A 15,639-nucleotide genomic window follows, 5' to 3' on the forward strand; every position below is an offset into this window, starting at 1 on the left:
ATAGTAGAAGAGTAGGAGTAATTTATATAATTTACTAAATTTTAAAATCCAGCTTCTTTTATAAAATGTAAATAAATATCAATTCATTGATCTAAATCTACAAAAATATTTTTAAATCACACTATAATTGTCCGAAATTACCAAAGGGATAAAAATGCCAAAAATATACAATATTAAAGATGAAATTTATTTCCAAAGCGGCGGCATAGTAAGCCAAAGGCTATTTTCAAGCAAAAATTTAGATATAGATTTGTTTGCTCTTGACAAGGATGAAGAGCTTGATAAGGAGAAGAGGTTTGGTGATTCGCTGGCTTGGGTTTTAGAAGGAGAAATTTCACTTTTTTACAAAGATGAAAAATTTGATCTAAAGCAAAACGGCGGCTTTCTTATAGCCAAAAATTATTGGCGTAAATTTGAGACTAAAGAGAAAACTAAGATGATCTTAATAAATTTAAAGGAGAACGTGATGATAAATCATTTACCAAAGGCTGAAATTTTTAGTTTGGCAGATGCGATAGAGTATCAAGAGGGCAAGGTCGTAAGTAAAACTCTTGTAAAAAACGAAAACGGCACTATGACTCTGATGAGTTTTGACGGTGCGCAAGGACTTTCAACGCATGCTGCACCTGGTGATGCTCTTTTGGTGGCTCTTGATGGCGAGTTGGAGCTTACTATAGCTGATGAAAAATTTGATATAAAATCAGGCGATAGTATCGTAATGCCAGGAAAGATACCGCATGCTTTAAAAATAAAAGATAAATTTAAGATGTTGTTAATAGTTACTAGAGATTAATTCTACGCCGCAATTGATTTTGGTATAATCCATTCAAAAAATTGAAAGCGGCAGATGGGCGGTAGAAATTTAAAAGATAAGATAGTGTCGTATATCGAGGACAAATTTAATATCGCCCCTGAATTTATATTCCAAAGAAGCCCTAAAATAGCCATTTTTAGACATCCGAAAAATAAAAAATGGTTTGCCGCTCTCCTGCCCGTAGATGCCAAAAAACTAAATGAGAAAATTGCTAAGAAATATAGCGCCGAATTGAATATATTAAACTTAAAATGCGATCCGTCTCTTGCCTATATTCTTTGTGATAATGAGCGCATAATGCCCGCTTATCATATGAATAAAAAGCACTGGATAAGTATAAATTTAGATAGCGAAATTTCAGCAGAGCAAATTTTTGATCTCATAGATCAAAGTTTCGAGCTAACAAGATGAATAGTTTGCTCACGCATCCATTTAAGCCGATTTTTGACAAAAACTCTAAAATTCTAATCTTAGGCTCATTTCCTTCGGTTGCTTCAAGAGAGCAGGGATTTTACTATGCCAATCCTCAAAATCGTTTTTGGAGAGTGCTTGCGGCAGTTTTAGATTGTCAGCTTCCAAAAAATACCGATGAGAAAATAGAATTGTTAATAAAGCATAAGATTGCAATTTATGACGCGGCTCTTGTTTGTGAAATAACTGGTTCAAGTGATGCCAAAATGACTAAGATAGGCCCGTCAAATTTAGAGCCTATATTTGAAGTTGCGAGCATTTCTCAAGTGTTTACAAATGGCAATAAGGCTTATGAAATTTCTAAAAAATTTCAAAATGAGCAGATTTTAAAAGCCACTAAAAAAGAGATCATAAAACTTCCTTCAACAAGTCCTGCAAATGCAAAATTTAGCCTTGAGAGGTTACTTATAAGCTGGAGCGAGATAGGTAAAATTTTGATATAATCAAACAAAGTTAAAAGGTCTGCAATGCCTAGAATTTTCTTAGTTTCTAACACAAAGAGTAGCGATAAAGAGATAATAAATCTAAATCTTAGCGAGATTGAATTTTTAGAATTTAATCTGAATTTAGCTGTTTTTGAGGTGCTTGTAGTTACATCTAAAAATTCAATAAGCGCTTTAAAATTTAACGATATAAATATTGAAAAAAATATTGCAGTTTATGCCATCGGAGAGCCTTGCGCGAAAGCCGCCAAAGAGGTTGGATTTGAGAAAATTTATACAGCACAAAACTCTCACGGAAACGAATTTGCTTACGAGATTGCACCTTTAATACAAGGCAAAAAAGCCCTATTTTTAAGAGCTAAAAAGACCGCCTCAAGAGTGGGTGAAATTTTAAGAGAAAATGGATGTGATATAACCCAGGTAATAGCTTATCAAAATGCGTGTAAAAGGGTAGGAGTAGAGCATAAACCAGAATCAAACTCCATCTTGATATTTACCGCTCCTTCAGCTGTGAATAATTTCATATTAAATTTTGGCTGGGACGATAGCTATAAAGCCGTCAGTATAGGCAAAACCACAAGCGGTGAGCTCATGAAATTCACAAAGCCCATAACTAGCGAAATTCAAAGCGTGGATTACTGCATAGAGCTTGCTAAAACATTACTTTAAGCAAAATCACTATATAATTTAATTGCCTGAGTGATTCGGCAGTGTATTTTTTTGGGTCCAACACATTAGTATTGGCGAAGATGTGCGGTATCTGTGTGATGTGGCTTTGCCTGAACGCCCAAAAAGCGCGAGAAGTTGCAACCTAAAGGAGATCGCCTATTTGCAAGGTTGGCTTTAGTTTTAGGGCCACTTACTTACACACCGCTCACTTGGGTATTAAAATTTGGAGCTACTATGAATATCCTTATAATCGGAAACGGCGGACGAGAGTATGCAATCGCACTTAAGCTAAAAAGCGAAAAAAACGTATCAAATTTATATTTTGCACCTGGAAACGGTGCCACTTCAAAACTCGGAAAAAACTTAAAAGTCAAAGATTATCACGAACTGGCGAATTTTGCTAAAGAAAATAATATTACTTTAACTATTGTAGGCCCGGAAGCTCCGCTTAGTGAAGGAGTGGTGGATATTTTTAAAGAGCATGGACTTTTGATATTTGGACCTAGCAAAAGTGCCGCTAGACTTGAAGGCTCAAAGGCCTTTATGAAGGACTTTTTAGCAAGAAACGGTATAAAGACGGCAAGATATCTAAATACTAATGATTTTAATGAGGCAAGCCAGTTTATAGACTCACTAAACGCTCCTATCGTAGTAAAGGCTGATGGGTTATGTGCAGGAAAGGGCGTAATAATCGCAAAAACCAAAGAAGAGGCAAAATCCAGTGCAAAAGAGATGCTTAGTGGAGAGAGTTTTGGAGATGCCGGCAAATGCGTAGTAGTAGAGGAATTTTTAGACGGATTTGAATTAAGTTTCTTTGCGATCTGTGATGGAGAAAATTTTGTAAGCTTGCCTGTGGCTCAAGATCATAAAAGATTGCTTGATAATGATGAGGGGCCGAATACAGGCGGGATGGGCGCATACGCTCCAAGTCCATTAGCGACAACTAAACTCATAAAACAAGTAGAAGAAGAGGTCGTAAAGCCTACTTTAAAAGGCATGAAATCAGAAGGCAATCCTTTTTGTGGAGTGCTTTTTGTAGGGCTTATGGTGGTAAATAATGAGCCTTACGTGCTAGAATTTAACGTGCGCTTTGGAGACCCAGAGTGTGAAGTATTGATGCCATTGATAGATGGAAATTTAAGTGAAATTTTACTAAATGCCGCAAAAGGTGAACTAAAAGAGGTAAAGCTAAAGAATGAATTTGCGGTCGGAGTTGTAATGGCTAGTAAAAACTATCCATATTCAAGCACGCCAAAAGCCAAGATAGAAGTTTTAAAAGTGCCTCAAAACTCTCATATCGCATATGCTGGAGTTAGTGAAGAAAATGGTGAAATTTATGCAGACGGAGGCAGAGTACTAGTGTGTGTAGGTGTTGCTAAAAGCATAAAAGAGGCCAGAGATAGAGCTTATGAGCTTTGCGAAAATGTCAAATTTCAAGGCTCTCAATACCGAAAAGATATAGCTTGGCAGATGCTTGGTAAAGATAAAAAATGAGCCAAAATATCATAGATAAACTACAGCGTGAAAATATAACTTTAGCTCCGTTTAAAAAGCGTGCACTTGCTTACGCCATAGACGAGCTTTTGCTTTCGATGCTATTTTTGATTATATATTGGGATATATTTGAAGGTGTAAAAAACTACGAAGAAACTGTTATGATGACTTCAAATTTATTGGTTCAAATTTTTGCTCTTAAAGTCGTATATCAGGCATTTTTTACTTGGTATTATGGTGCCAGCATAGGTAAAATAGTGATGAAAATTGTATGTGTAGATATAGATTTGCTTGATAAGCCTAATTTTAAAATTTCTATCATCAGGGCGCTCATGAGGGTTGTAAGTGAAAATGTATTTTTCCTAGGATGTATCTGGGCGCTCTCTAATCCGCTTCTTCAAACTTGGCATGACAAATTTGCAAAAACAGTGGTGATTGATGTCTATTAGACTATTTTTTGTCTTAGTTGTTTCGTTTGTGAGTGTTTTTGCAAATATTCAAGACTTTGAACTGCTGGCAGATGACGTAAAACGCGAGGCAAATATAGTAACCGCAAATAAAAACGTGCTGGTTTATTCCAAAGAGTACATAATGAGTGCGGATAAGGCCGTATACAATCAAGATAGTAGAATTTTAGAGCTTTTTGGAAATGTAAATTTGATGCGTAGTAAAGAGGAGGTATCTCGTTGTAATTACGCAAAGATAGACCTAAACAGTAAAGATAGTAGCTACGAGGCCTTATTTCTCATGAATAAAGACATGGAAGTATGGATGCAAAACGACGAAAGCAAGAGCAACTCTAAATACTATGAAACTAGAGGTTCTATCGTATCTAGTTGCAACGTACAAAATCCGGACTGGAAGATAAAATTTAGTAGCGGAAAGTTGAATAAAGAGAGTAAATATCTACATCTTTATAATCCGGTCTTGTATATACACGATACTCCTATGTTTTACCTGCCTTACTTTGGATTTTCCACTGATACTAGGCGAAGAACAGGACTTTTATCTCCGGATTTGGGATACAATAAAAACGGTGGATTTTTTTACAGACAGCCAATATACATAGCCGAATACAACTCTTGGGATCTACAGCTTGATCCTCAGATTAGGACTCTTAGAGGATCCGGGCTTTATACGGTATTTAGATTCGCAGATTCTCATTATTCTGGCGGCTCTATCGGATTTGGATTCTTTGATGATAAAGATAGTTATAGGCAAAAACAGATATCTCAAAACTCTAATAGACTTCCTTTAAAAAACAAAACACATAAGGGCGTAGAAGTCAAATACGAACGTAGTAGGCTAGTAAAGCATCTTATAGACGGTAACTTGCAAGAGGGGTTGTGGCTGGATGCTACCAAGCTTAATGATATAGATTTTATTAATTTAAAAAGCAGAAGCGGTGATAATAATGAGGAGAATTCGCTTATAACCTCTAAATTTAACTATTTTATAAGCAGCGATAAACATTATTTTGGTAGTTATGCAAGATATTATATAGATACCGCAAAAGTTGGTAATATAAATGAGAACAAAGATACTTTGCAAGAGTATCCAAGTTTTCAATATCATAAATATACAGATAGTATGATGCTGCCGAATATTCTTTATTCGGTTGATTTTTACTCTCGTAACTATACAAGAAAAATCGGCGTAGAGGCTACGCAGCATGAATTTAGCTTGCCGGTCTCAGTTCATATTCCGTTTTTACAAGATTATCTAACGTTTTCATATCATAACCATTTGTATGCAACTCAGATAAATTACTCAAATAAGATGTATAGACCTACTGGAGACGAAGACAATAGCGCAAGCTATATAGAAATTTCTCATAAATTTTCACTTCACACAGATATTGCTAAGGCTTATGAAAGCTTTTATCATAGTCTAAATTTAGGAATAGACTATATAACTAGAGGCTACAGTAATGGAGAGCTTCCGGATGACTATGAGACTATAGAGTATGATCAAAATACTTATGTCTATGATATGTATGGTAATAAATATCAAAGCTTTATAAACTTTCCATACACTAAAGATGAAGTGGCTGCTAGGCTAACTCAGTATTTTTTCAATCAAGACGGCAGAAAGCTTTTAAGACACACTATCTCGCAAGGATACTATACTAAAGAGAGTAGATACTCTAATCTAAAAAATATCATAGGCTTTTATCCTATGACAAATTTATCATTTTATAATAAACTTGAGTATTCGCACAAGCATAAATATATTGAAAAGATACAATCAGGAGCCAATCACGATAATAGATATTTTGACCTAGGATTATGGCACACATACGAAAAAAAGAGCGACCAAGAGGTGCAAAATTTTATAAGCGGGACAGGCTCTATAAATTTACCGCACAATTATAAGCTTCTTGGCAGACTTCAATATGATATACAAAGAGCATATACAAAAGATTGGAGGCTAGGTATTGCTCATAAGAGAAAGTGCTGGAATTACTCTATTCTTTATGAAGAAAAGATTGAGCCTACAAGCACAAGTGGCGGTTCAGCCTCTAAAAAATCAAAGGGCGTATATCTTATGGTTAATTTCTATCCTATGGGTGGCATTCATTATGACTTTTCACTTGGTGAAAGTTACGAAGAAGGCAGGTAGGTAGCGTGGTCAATCTAGATGATCTTATGTTTGAAAATCAGCTTGATGCCGCAAAAAAGTTACTTGAAATTTTACCTAAAAAAGAGCTTGTTCAAAATGAATATCTACTCATCTGCTCCTCTATTGATTCGGTAATTTTGGTAGATGTTATCGCAAGGGAGCTAAAGCTAAGCTATGAGATGCTTTTTACCGAGAGGGTTTTTGCTCCAAATAATCCTGAATGTGAAATTGCCATGGTTAGTGAAGCTGATGATATAGTTCTTCATGATGAGCTCATAAAATCATTTAATATAAGCTATGATTTTATATACGGAGAGGCTCAGAGAAAATATGAAGAAAAAATTTTAAAAAATGTTTATAAATACAGAAAGGGAAATTTAATTAAGAATTTAAAAGATAGAAATATTTTGCTTATTGATGAGGGTTGCGAGACAGGTTTTACGGCGCTTACATGTCTTAAAACTCTGATTAAAGAGAGAGTAAAATCAGTTACTTACGCTACTCCTTCTATAGCAGTAGATGTTGCAAATGCACTTGCGCCGCTTGTGGATAATATTTTTGCAGTTCACAAAATAGTAAATTTTATAGATGTGGATTTTTATTATAAAAATAAGATCGAGCCAAAACCAGAGGTAATCCTCTCTATACTTGAGGAGAGCCCGTTTTATATACCATTACAAAAACAAGGAGATATCAAATAGATGCAGTATTCAATAGAAGTAAATAATCAAGTTGAAATTTATGATATAAATAAGGTTGCAAAACAGGCCAGTGGAGCCGTTTTGCTAAGAGTTAAAAACACTGTCGTTTTGGCCACTGTCGCTCGTGAAGATTCACAAGTGGAGGAGGACTTTTTGCCTCTAACGGTTCAGTATATAGAAAAGACCTATGCTGCAGGGAAAATTCCCGGCGGATATGTTAAAAGAGAGACAAAACCTGGTGATTTTGAGACTCTAACGGCACGTATTATAGATCGCTCTTTAAGGCCGCTGTTTCCAAAGGGCTATGCGTATCCTACGCAAATTGTGGTAATGGTATTATCTGCCGATCCGGAGGTGGATTTGCAAGTGGTCTCCTTAAATGCAGCCTCAGTAGCGCTATATCTTAGTGATATTCCTGTAAGTCAACCGGTTTGTGGCGTAAGAGTGGGATATATAGATAATAAATTTGTTATAAATCCTAGTAATAGCGAACTAAAAACAAGTGCGCTTGATCTTTATGTGGCCGGTGTTAAAGATGAGCTTTTGATGATAGAGATGAGAAGTATCGCTCAAGCAAAGAGTGAAGCGGTACCTATGATGGCGATTGATCCTATGATGGATCCAAATATAAATGACGGAATAATATTGCAGCAAGATATGAACGAGTTTAGCGAAGATTTGATGCTAGAGGCAATAGCTGAAGCAGGTAAGGCCATACTTAGAGCATCTAACGCATACGAAGAGGCGTTTTTGGCCCATAAAAAAGAGGACGCACAGCTTGAGCTAAAACCTGAAATCGAGAATGAAAGCATTGCTATTTATCTTGATGAGTTTTATAAAAAAGAGGTAAAATTTGCGATCAATCAAATGGCAAAAAGCGAAAGAGCTAGTGAGCTTGGAAAGATAGCTAAGCAAATTTTTGCCGATGATGTGGCTCAAAAAGAGGGCTGGAGTGAGGATGTGATAATGAATGTCCTTGGCAAATTTAAGAAAAAGATAGTTAGAGAGCAGATTATCAACGAGAAAACAAGGGCTGACGGCAGAGGGCTTAAAGACGTGCGTCCAATCTCTATTGAGACAAATATATTGCCAAATGCTCACGGAAGTTGTCTGTTTACAAGAGGTCAGACCCAAGCTCTTGTGGTGGCGACTCTTGGAACTGATAGTGATGCGCAAATGTATGATATGCTAACTGAAAAATCGGCTGTTGTTGATAAATTTATGTTTAACTATAACTTCCCTGGATTTAGCGTCGGTGAAGCCAGTCCTCTAAAAGCGCCTGGTAGACGCGAACTAGGGCACGGAAATTTAGCTAAACGTGCTTTATCTCCTAGTATAGATATCAATTCCCCTTATACTATTCGCTTAGTTTCTGAGATTTTAGAATCCAATGGCTCAAGTTCTATGGCTAGCGTTTGCGGTGGTTCATTAGCACTTCGCGCCGCAGGTGTAAATAGTGCAAAACTTGTTGCCGGCGTGGCTATGGGACTTATATTTGAAGGTGATAAACATGCCGTTTTGACCGATATAATGGGTCTTGAGGATCATGACGGAGATATGGACTTTAAGGTTGCGGGTAGCAAAGATGGCATAACCGCACTTCAGATGGACATAAAGCTTGGCGGAATTAGTCTGGAAGTGCTAAAAGAAGCTCTTGAGCAAGCTAAAGAAGGCAGGCTTCATATCTTAAATTTGATGGAGAAAGCAGATGAAGAGATTGCTGTAAATGAAGAAATTTTACCTAAGCTTGAGTTATTTAGCGTAGATCCTGGCAAGATAGTTGATATTATCGGTCAGGCTGGAAAAACTATAAAAGAGATTATAGAGAAGTTTGAGGTATCAATAGATCTTGATAGAGAAAAGGGTGAGGTAAAAATCGCAGGAGCTCAAAAGACAAAGGTTGATGCGGCAAAAGATTATATTATCCAAATAGTCTCAAAAGATGGCTCTAAAAATGGCTTTGGTGGTGGAAAGAGAAGAGATAACAGAGATAAAGAGAGGTCAAAACCTACATTTAATATTGGCGATGAATTTGAAGGAGAAGTCAAAAAAGTAGTCGATTTTGGCGCCTTTGTGGGATTAAAGGATGGAGTTGATGGACTGCTTCATATTTCTAAAATCTCTACACCTCTAAAAGAGGGCGATGTGGTGAAGGTAAGGGTAAGTGAGCAAAAAGGGCATAAAATTTCCCTTGTTTTAGCTGAGTAAAATTTAAAAGGAGAGTATCGTGCAGTGCAAGAAGTTATTTTTCCCAATAGGTGCAGGAGATGATGTAAAAGAACGTATGTATGGTGCTTTGCTTATAGCCAAGCATTTTGATACTTATGTAGAAATTTTGGCTTCTCAGCTTGATCCAAGTGTTGTATATAATATGAAAATGGCTCTTAGGGGCGGCGTTTTATATGAGGAGTTTTTAAAAGCTGCTCATAATGAGCTTAAGATGGAACATAATCAAAATGAAGAGATCTTTAAAAAGCTTTGCGTGGAGCTTGATATTGAAATAAGCGATAAGCCAACCGGCAGAGCGAGTGCAAATTTTATTACAAAGAGCGGAAAAAGAAGCGTTTTAGTAGAGCAAGAGTCTAAATTTTGCGATATGGTTATAGCCGCTGTACCGCTTGATGGTAAGATAACCGGTACGTTTGAAGCAGCCGTACTAAAGAGTGGAAAAACAGCGATCACAATACCAAGAAATTTAAAGAAATTTAGCACGGATAATATTTTAGTTAGCTGGAATGGCTCTATCCAAAATTCTCGTGCTCTCTCAAGCTCGATAGAGCTTTTAAAGAAGGCTAAGAGGGTTCATTGTATCACTTGCAGAACAAGTCTTAGCGATGAGTCTGTTGAAGAGAGTCTAAAAAAGCTTGAAAAGTATCTAAGCATCCATGAAATCAAAGCTACCTTTGAGATAGTAACCACTACGGCAGTGCCTGGAGAGGCTCTTTTAAAGAGTGCAAAGGATGGAAATTTCGATCTTATAGTAGCCGGAAGACATGGTGAAAACGGATTTTTGGAGATATTCTTAGGCGGTACATCCAGATACTTTCTTAAAAACACTACAATTCCTGTATTTATGTAAGAGTATAAAGGGGCTCCTTGCTCCTTTTGCCTTATATCTTTCTAAGTTATTTATGAAATTTTTGAGAGTTTTTAATGGTGCGATCAGCGAGATTTGAACTCGCACACCTACCGGCACTACCCCCTCAAGATAGCGTGTCTACCAATTCCACCATGATCGCAACAGAGATAAAATAAAGAAGAGTCAGCCCTTAATCGGGCTGAGTTATTATAACATTGGGTTTGCGTAAAGAAGGATCAAACAAATAACAAGAGCATAGATAACTTGTGCTTCGATCATCGCAAGAGCAACGAACATTGTTGTCATAAGTTTGCTTCCGATGCTAGGGTTTCTAGCTGTTCCTGTAATTGTTGCAGAAGCTGTATTTCCCATAGCTATAGCGCCACCAAAAGCTGCTATACCTAGAACTATAGCCGCAGCAAGAACTGTGTAAGATTTTAGCATTTCGCCACCATCTGCCGCAAATGCGAAAGAAGCAAATGCCGCCATTAGAAAAAGAAACTTTTTCATGAATTCTCCTTAGAAATTTAAAGCCATTTCGGATTTATCCCCTACTTTGAAACTTTTTGAACTCGTATTTTATATAAATTAAGCTTTGAATTACTTAAAAATTTAAAAAATAGGAAATATAATGAAAGTGTTACAAATTTACAAAATATTTTTATATTGTTTCGTTTTTTACTATTCTATTAATCAAATTTAAAAAATTGAAAGTTTTTTTATGATAATGTAAAATCCAAATTTTATGAATCTCAAGGTTAATCCGTGCAAGATAAATTCTCAAAAATAGGCTTTGTATTAGCGATGGCAGGATCTGCCGTAGGTCTTGGAAATGCTTGGAAATTTCCTACAATGGTTGGCAATAACGGCGGTTCAGCCTTTATAGTCCTTTATCTGGTTTTGACTTTTGGTATAGCCTTTGTTGCATTTTTGGCAGAGCTTAGCATAGGAAAGCTTGGCGAAACCGATCCTGTGCACTCTTTTGAAAAGCTTGCCCCTAAATATAAAAAACAGTGGTCTATGGCTGGATTTTTTATGATAGGCGGAGTGCTTATAGCGTCTTTTTATCTGCTTGTCATAGGGTGGATTTTAAAATATATATTTTTGAGCTTTTCAAGTCTTCCATCTACTACCGATGAGGCTGGTGCGGCATTTGGAAATCTTATAACCAATGATTTTGTAAGCTCGGCCCTGTGCTTTAGCGTAGTATTTTTTATCGTATTTTATGTGGTCTCAAAAGGTATAAAAAGCGGCATAGAGAAGCTAAACGTATGGATGATGCCATCGCTTTTTATTTTGCTTTTAATCATGCTTGCCTACTCTCTTACTATGGGCGATGGATTTTTTAAGGCTGCTGAGTTTTTATTTGTGCCGGATTTTAGTAAAATCACTCCAGATATTGTTCTTCAGGCATTAGGACTTGCATTTTTCTCCCTTTCTATGGGTGTTTGTACTGTGCCTACATATGCTGCTAGCTTGCCAGATGGAACAAATTTGGTCAAGTCAACACTATCTATCATTTTTATTAATATCTTAGTCGGTATCATGATGGGCCTTGTAGTATTTACTTTTGTTTTTGCATATAGCGGTGATACTACTCAAGGAGGACCAGGACTAATATTTGTCTCTCTTGCCACGCTTTTTGCTAAACTTGGAGTTGTAGGCAATATTCTTGCTGTCGCATTTTTTACATCGCTTCTTTTTGCAGGTATTACAAGTGCGGTTTCCATGATAGAGCCTTTTACATTTTATCTTATAAATAAGCTTAAAATTTCTCGTAAAAGAGCCTTGGTATATATAGCCATCTTTGTATATAGCTTAGGAATTATTTGCATACTTTCATTTTATGAGCCGACATCATTTAAGCTGCTTGGAAAACCATTTTTTGATATATTAGATTATTTAACTTCAAATATTATAATGCCAGTAGGTGCAATTACATTTAGTATATTTGTGGGTTTTGTGCTCAAAAAAGAGGGTATATACATATTATTTAGCGGTTTTATGAGTAAAACCATGTTTGAGATATGGTATTTCTTGCTACGATTTGTAATACCTGTTGCTGTTTTGGCCATTATGATATATCAAATTCTAAAATAAAATGAGTGATAAATTTTCTAAAATAGGTTTTATCCTATCTATAGTAGGTGCTGCTATAGGGCTTGGTAATGCTTGGAAATTTCCGTATATGGTAGGAAGCAACGGAGGCTCCGCCTTTGTGCTTTTGTATCTTGTTTTTGCCGTTATAGTGGGGCTTAGCATATTTTTTGCAGAGATGGCTATGGGTAAAATTTCAAATTCGGATCCAGCAAATGCATTTAAAAATTTAGCCTCGTCAAATTCCAAATTTTGGGGATTTGCCGGAATAATGATGATAACTGGTGTATTTATAGCTTCGTTTTATACACTCATTATAGGTTGGGTTATGAGATATGCCGTTTTGTCTTTAGGTTCTTTGCCTTCTCAGATAAGTGACTCAGCTCAAAATTTTACTAAATTTATATCAAGCGATATTGTAGGTCAAATTTTATATTTTACTATAGCGCTTTTTGCATATTTTATAATCCTTGCAAAGGGTGTAAAAAGAGGGATAGAGCGTATAAATTTATGGTTGTTACCTGCCTTTTCTATTCTTTTAATATTGATGCTAATTTACTCAATGCAGATGAGCGGATTTGGCGAAGCTGCTAAATTTTTATTAGTGCCTGATTTTTCAAAGATTACTGGTGAAGCCGTATTTATGGCGCTTGGACTTGCATTTTTTACAATGTGCGTGGGAATTGGCGCGATAATTACCTATTCAATCAGCCTTGATGATAAGACAAATTTGTTTACATCATCACTATATGTAGTTATTCTAAACATTGTATTTAGCGTTGTTATAGGACTTATCGTATTTACATTTGTATTTGAGTTTAACGAGCAGCCAAGTCAAGGTGTTGGACTTGCTTTTATCTCGCTTCCTACGCTTTTTGCTAAGCTTGGAGCCATCGGAAATTTACTAAGCTTTGCGTTTTTTACAGCCCTTGTTTTTGCGGGACTTACATCTGCTATCTCTATGGTGGAGCCTTTGATATTTTATATAACAAAAGAGTTTAAAATTTCTCGTTCTAAAGCCATTTTTATAGTGGGGGCGAGCGTATATATTTTAGGAGTTCTTTGCGCTTTATCAAATATAGAAAATTTTAAAGATCATCTAACTTTCTTTGGCAAAGGGTTTTTTGACATATTAGACTATATAAGCTCAAATATTATGCTGCCACTTGGAGGTATAGTTATAGCGATTTTTGTTGGATTTTTTATGAAAAAAGAGAGCTTGAGTGCGCTATTTGTACCATATATGGGAGTTGCTATTTTTGAAATTTGGTATTTTTTACTTAGATTTGTTGCGCCAAGTTGTGTTGTGGCGATTATGATTAAGCAGATTGTGGGGTAGGGTTGTGGAAGAAAAACTTTTAAAAGCGGAGATGTTTTTTAATAAATTAGCTAATATCATCGGGTATATTTGTATGTTTGTTATGCTATTAATGATAGTTGATGTGTTTTTCAATGTCGTTGCAAGATATTTTTTTAAATACGGAAACGTTGGACTTCAAGAGCTTGAGTGGCACTTTTTTGCGATTATTATTATGCTTGGCATGAGCTATGCTCTAAAAGAGGATGTACATGTAAGAGTTGATGTTTTTTATGAGGGATTTAGTCCTAAAACAAAGGCCTTAATCAATATGCTAGGTGTTATATTTTTTATACTTCCTATTGCGCTTTTGGTTTCTTGGCTCTCATTTGATTATGTTGTAGAGGCTTATGAGTCTGGCGAAGGAAGTAGCGATCCCGGTGGGCTTCCTTATAGATGGATTATTAAGGCGTTTATTCCTTTATCATTCTATCTTTTGATATTTTTTAGTATAGGATATTTTATAAAACATCTAAATTTATATATAGCAGCTAAGAAAAGAGGGTAAAATGACCGGTATAGTTATGTTTGTAGCTGCTCTTTTGATGCTTGGTATAGGCTTTTCTGTCGCTTTTACATTTGGAGCTGTTGCGGTTCTTTTTGGTCTTATTGGTGGCATGGTTGAGAGCTTTGGAGATGGTGGCGGCTTTATTGGCGGACTTGAAGTTTTTAAAGAGATGTTTGCTTTTATGCCATATAGAATTTTCTCAATCATGGAGAATAAAATTCTCATCGCCGTTCCACTATTTGTGTTTATGGGTATTGTTTTACAAAAGACAAAGCTTGCTGAGCGTTTGCTTGAATCAATGGCGTTTTTGTTTGGTGAAATTCGCGGTGGTGTGGCTATAAGCACTGTTTTAGTAGGAGCTTTGCTTGCCGCATCAACCGGTGTTGTAGGAGCAAGCGTGGTTGCTATGGGTGTAATGAGCCTTCCTGTAATGCTTAAATATAAATACAATAAATCTTTAGCCTGTGGAATCATATGCGCATCAGGAACTCTTGGGCAAATCATTCCTCCGTCTATAGTGCTTATAATTTTAGGCGATGTGTTTTCCGTGCCTGTGGGCGATCTTTTTAAAGGCGCAGTAGCCCCGGGACTAGCTCTTGTAGGTATTTATGTAGCTTATATTCTTATAGTCTCTTATTTGCATAGAGATTACGCTCCAGCAGTTGTCGCAGAGAGTGAAATTCCTAAAAGTAGGCAAATTTTAAACGCACTTAAAGCCATTTTGCCTCCACTTGTGCTTGTTTTGCTTGTTTTAGGCTCCATATTTAACGGCGTTGCGACACCTACTGAAAGCTCAGCGTTTGGTTGTGTAGGAGCTGTGGTATTGTCTATTTTTTACAAGACATTTTCATTTAAGATGTTAAAAGAAACTCTTGAAGAGACTGTGAAAACTACGGCTATAGTATTTACCATTCTTGTAGGTGCGACCGCTTTTTCAATGGTCTTTAGCTATACAGGAGGAGATGAGATAGTAGAAGAGGTGATGTCAAATTTACCTGGTGAAAAATGGGGCTTTATACTACTAACTATGATTGTAATTTTTGCTCTTGGATTTTTTATAGATTTCGTTGAGATATCATATATAGTTTTGCCTATTTTAGTGCCGATAGTTGCAAATTTGGGTATCAATCCTCTATATTTTGCCATTATTGTGGCTATGAATTTACAGACTTCGTTTTTGACTCCGCCATTTGGATTTAGCCTATTTTATCTAAAGGGAGTGGCGCCATCGTCTATAAAAACTACAGATATTTATAGGGGGGTTATACCGTTTATAATTTTGCAGATTTTGGTTTTGGCGGCATTTGTAGTCATACTTTTATAAATTATACAAAATATTATTGATAAAGAGTTTTTAAATTCAAATATTAATCCTGAAAGAGTA

At 36.2% G+C, this 15,639-nt stretch carries 15 protein-coding genes and 1 tRNA gene; 14 read left to right on the plus strand and 2 right to left on the minus strand.

Annotation, left to right across the window (positions count from 1 at the left end; all coding sequences use genetic code 11):
* The first annotated feature begins 154 nt into the window (after positions 1-154).
* From CDOM16189_RS02665 to CDOM16189_RS02710, 10 genes are all read left to right on the plus strand, one after another.
* Positions 155-793 (plus strand): cupin domain-containing protein, encoded by a 639-nt coding sequence (locus CDOM16189_RS02665; protein ID WP_169974307.1) that lies wholly within the window; start codon positions 155-157, stop codon positions 791-793.
* A 54-nt stretch (positions 794-847) separates the two neighbouring features.
* The gene (locus tag CDOM16189_RS02670) at positions 848-1,225 is read left to right on the plus strand and encodes an MmcQ/YjbR family DNA-binding protein (protein WP_169974305.1); all 378 of its coding nucleotides are present in this window, start codon (positions 848-850) and stop codon (positions 1,223-1,225) included.
* Entirely contained in the window at positions 1,222-1,728 is a 507-nt protein-coding gene (locus tag CDOM16189_RS02675; RefSeq protein WP_169974303.1) for a DNA-deoxyinosine glycosylase, read from the plus strand. Before CDOM16189_RS02670 ends, CDOM16189_RS02675 begins: the two co-directional genes overlap by 4 nt.
* Positions 1,729-1,752: 24 nt before the next feature.
* The gene (locus CDOM16189_RS02680) at positions 1,753-2,397 is read left to right on the plus strand and encodes a uroporphyrinogen-III synthase (protein WP_169974301.1); all 645 of its coding nucleotides are present in this window, start codon (positions 1,753-1,755) and stop codon (positions 2,395-2,397) included.
* Between the two features lie 234 nt (positions 2,398-2,631).
* Positions 2,632-3,891: a phosphoribosylamine--glycine ligase gene (gene purD, locus CDOM16189_RS02685; protein ID WP_169974299.1), complete on the plus strand. Its 1,260-nt coding sequence runs from the start codon at positions 2,632-2,634 to the stop codon at positions 3,889-3,891.
* Positions 3,888-4,340 carry an RDD family protein gene (locus CDOM16189_RS02690; RefSeq protein ID WP_169974297.1) on the plus strand — a complete coding sequence of 151 codons (453 nt, stop codon included), beginning with the start codon at positions 3,888-3,890 and terminating at the stop codon, positions 4,338-4,340. Before purD ends, CDOM16189_RS02690 begins: the two co-directional genes overlap by 4 nt.
* Positions 4,330-6,513: an LPS-assembly protein LptD gene (locus CDOM16189_RS02695; protein ID WP_169974295.1), complete on the plus strand. Its 2,184-nt coding sequence runs from the start codon at positions 4,330-4,332 to the stop codon at positions 6,511-6,513. Before CDOM16189_RS02690 ends, CDOM16189_RS02695 begins: the two co-directional genes overlap by 11 nt.
* A gap of 26 nt (positions 6,514-6,539) precedes the next feature.
* On the plus strand, positions 6,540-7,214 hold the full coding sequence (locus tag CDOM16189_RS02700; RefSeq protein WP_169974493.1) for a phosphoribosyltransferase family protein: 675 nt from the start codon (positions 6,540-6,542) through the stop codon (positions 7,212-7,214).
* Positions 7,215-9,422, plus strand: coding sequence for a polyribonucleotide nucleotidyltransferase (locus tag CDOM16189_RS02705; RefSeq protein WP_169974293.1), 2,208 nt, complete (start codon positions 7,215-7,217; stop codon positions 9,420-9,422).
* A 19-nt stretch (positions 9,423-9,441) separates the two neighbouring features.
* Positions 9,442-10,293 (plus strand): universal stress protein, encoded by an 852-nt coding sequence (locus CDOM16189_RS02710; protein ID WP_169974291.1) that lies wholly within the window; start codon positions 9,442-9,444, stop codon positions 10,291-10,293.
* A gap of 75 nt (positions 10,294-10,368) precedes the next feature.
* Here CDOM16189_RS02710 and CDOM16189_RS02715 read toward each other — a convergent pair.
* Positions 10,369-10,453, minus strand: a tRNA-Leu gene (locus CDOM16189_RS02715).
* A gap of 47 nt (positions 10,454-10,500) precedes the next feature.
* Positions 10,501-10,803 (minus strand): F0F1 ATP synthase subunit C, encoded by a 303-nt coding sequence (locus CDOM16189_RS02720; protein WP_169974289.1) that lies wholly within the window; start codon positions 10,801-10,803, stop codon positions 10,501-10,503.
* 255 nt (positions 10,804-11,058) lie between these two features.
* Here CDOM16189_RS02720 and CDOM16189_RS02725 point away from each other — a divergent pair, with 255 nt between their 5' ends.
* The 4 genes from CDOM16189_RS02725 to CDOM16189_RS02740 are packed head-to-tail and all read left to right on the plus strand — an operon-like array spanning position 11,059 to position 15,579.
* Positions 11,059-12,393: a sodium-dependent transporter gene (locus CDOM16189_RS02725; RefSeq protein ID WP_169974287.1), complete on the plus strand. Its 1,335-nt coding sequence runs from the start codon at positions 11,059-11,061 to the stop codon at positions 12,391-12,393.
* A gap of 1 nt (position 12,394) precedes the next feature.
* Positions 12,395-13,729 carry a sodium-dependent transporter gene (locus tag CDOM16189_RS02730; RefSeq protein ID WP_169974285.1) on the plus strand — a complete coding sequence of 445 codons (1,335 nt, stop codon included), beginning with the start codon at positions 12,395-12,397 and terminating at the stop codon, positions 13,727-13,729.
* Between the two features lie 31 nt (positions 13,730-13,760).
* Positions 13,761-14,255, plus strand: coding sequence for a TRAP transporter small permease subunit (locus tag CDOM16189_RS02735; RefSeq protein WP_169974492.1), 495 nt, complete (start codon positions 13,761-13,763; stop codon positions 14,253-14,255).
* 1 nt (position 14,256) lies between these two features.
* On the plus strand, positions 14,257-15,579 hold the full coding sequence (locus CDOM16189_RS02740; protein WP_169974283.1) for a TRAP transporter large permease: 1,323 nt from the start codon (positions 14,257-14,259) through the stop codon (positions 15,577-15,579).
* Positions 15,580-15,639 lie beyond the last annotated feature (60 nt).

The sequence above is a fragment of the Campylobacter sp. RM16189 genome (assembly GCF_012978815.1).
Classification (GTDB): Bacteria; Campylobacterota; Campylobacteria; order Campylobacterales; family Campylobacteraceae; genus Campylobacter_A.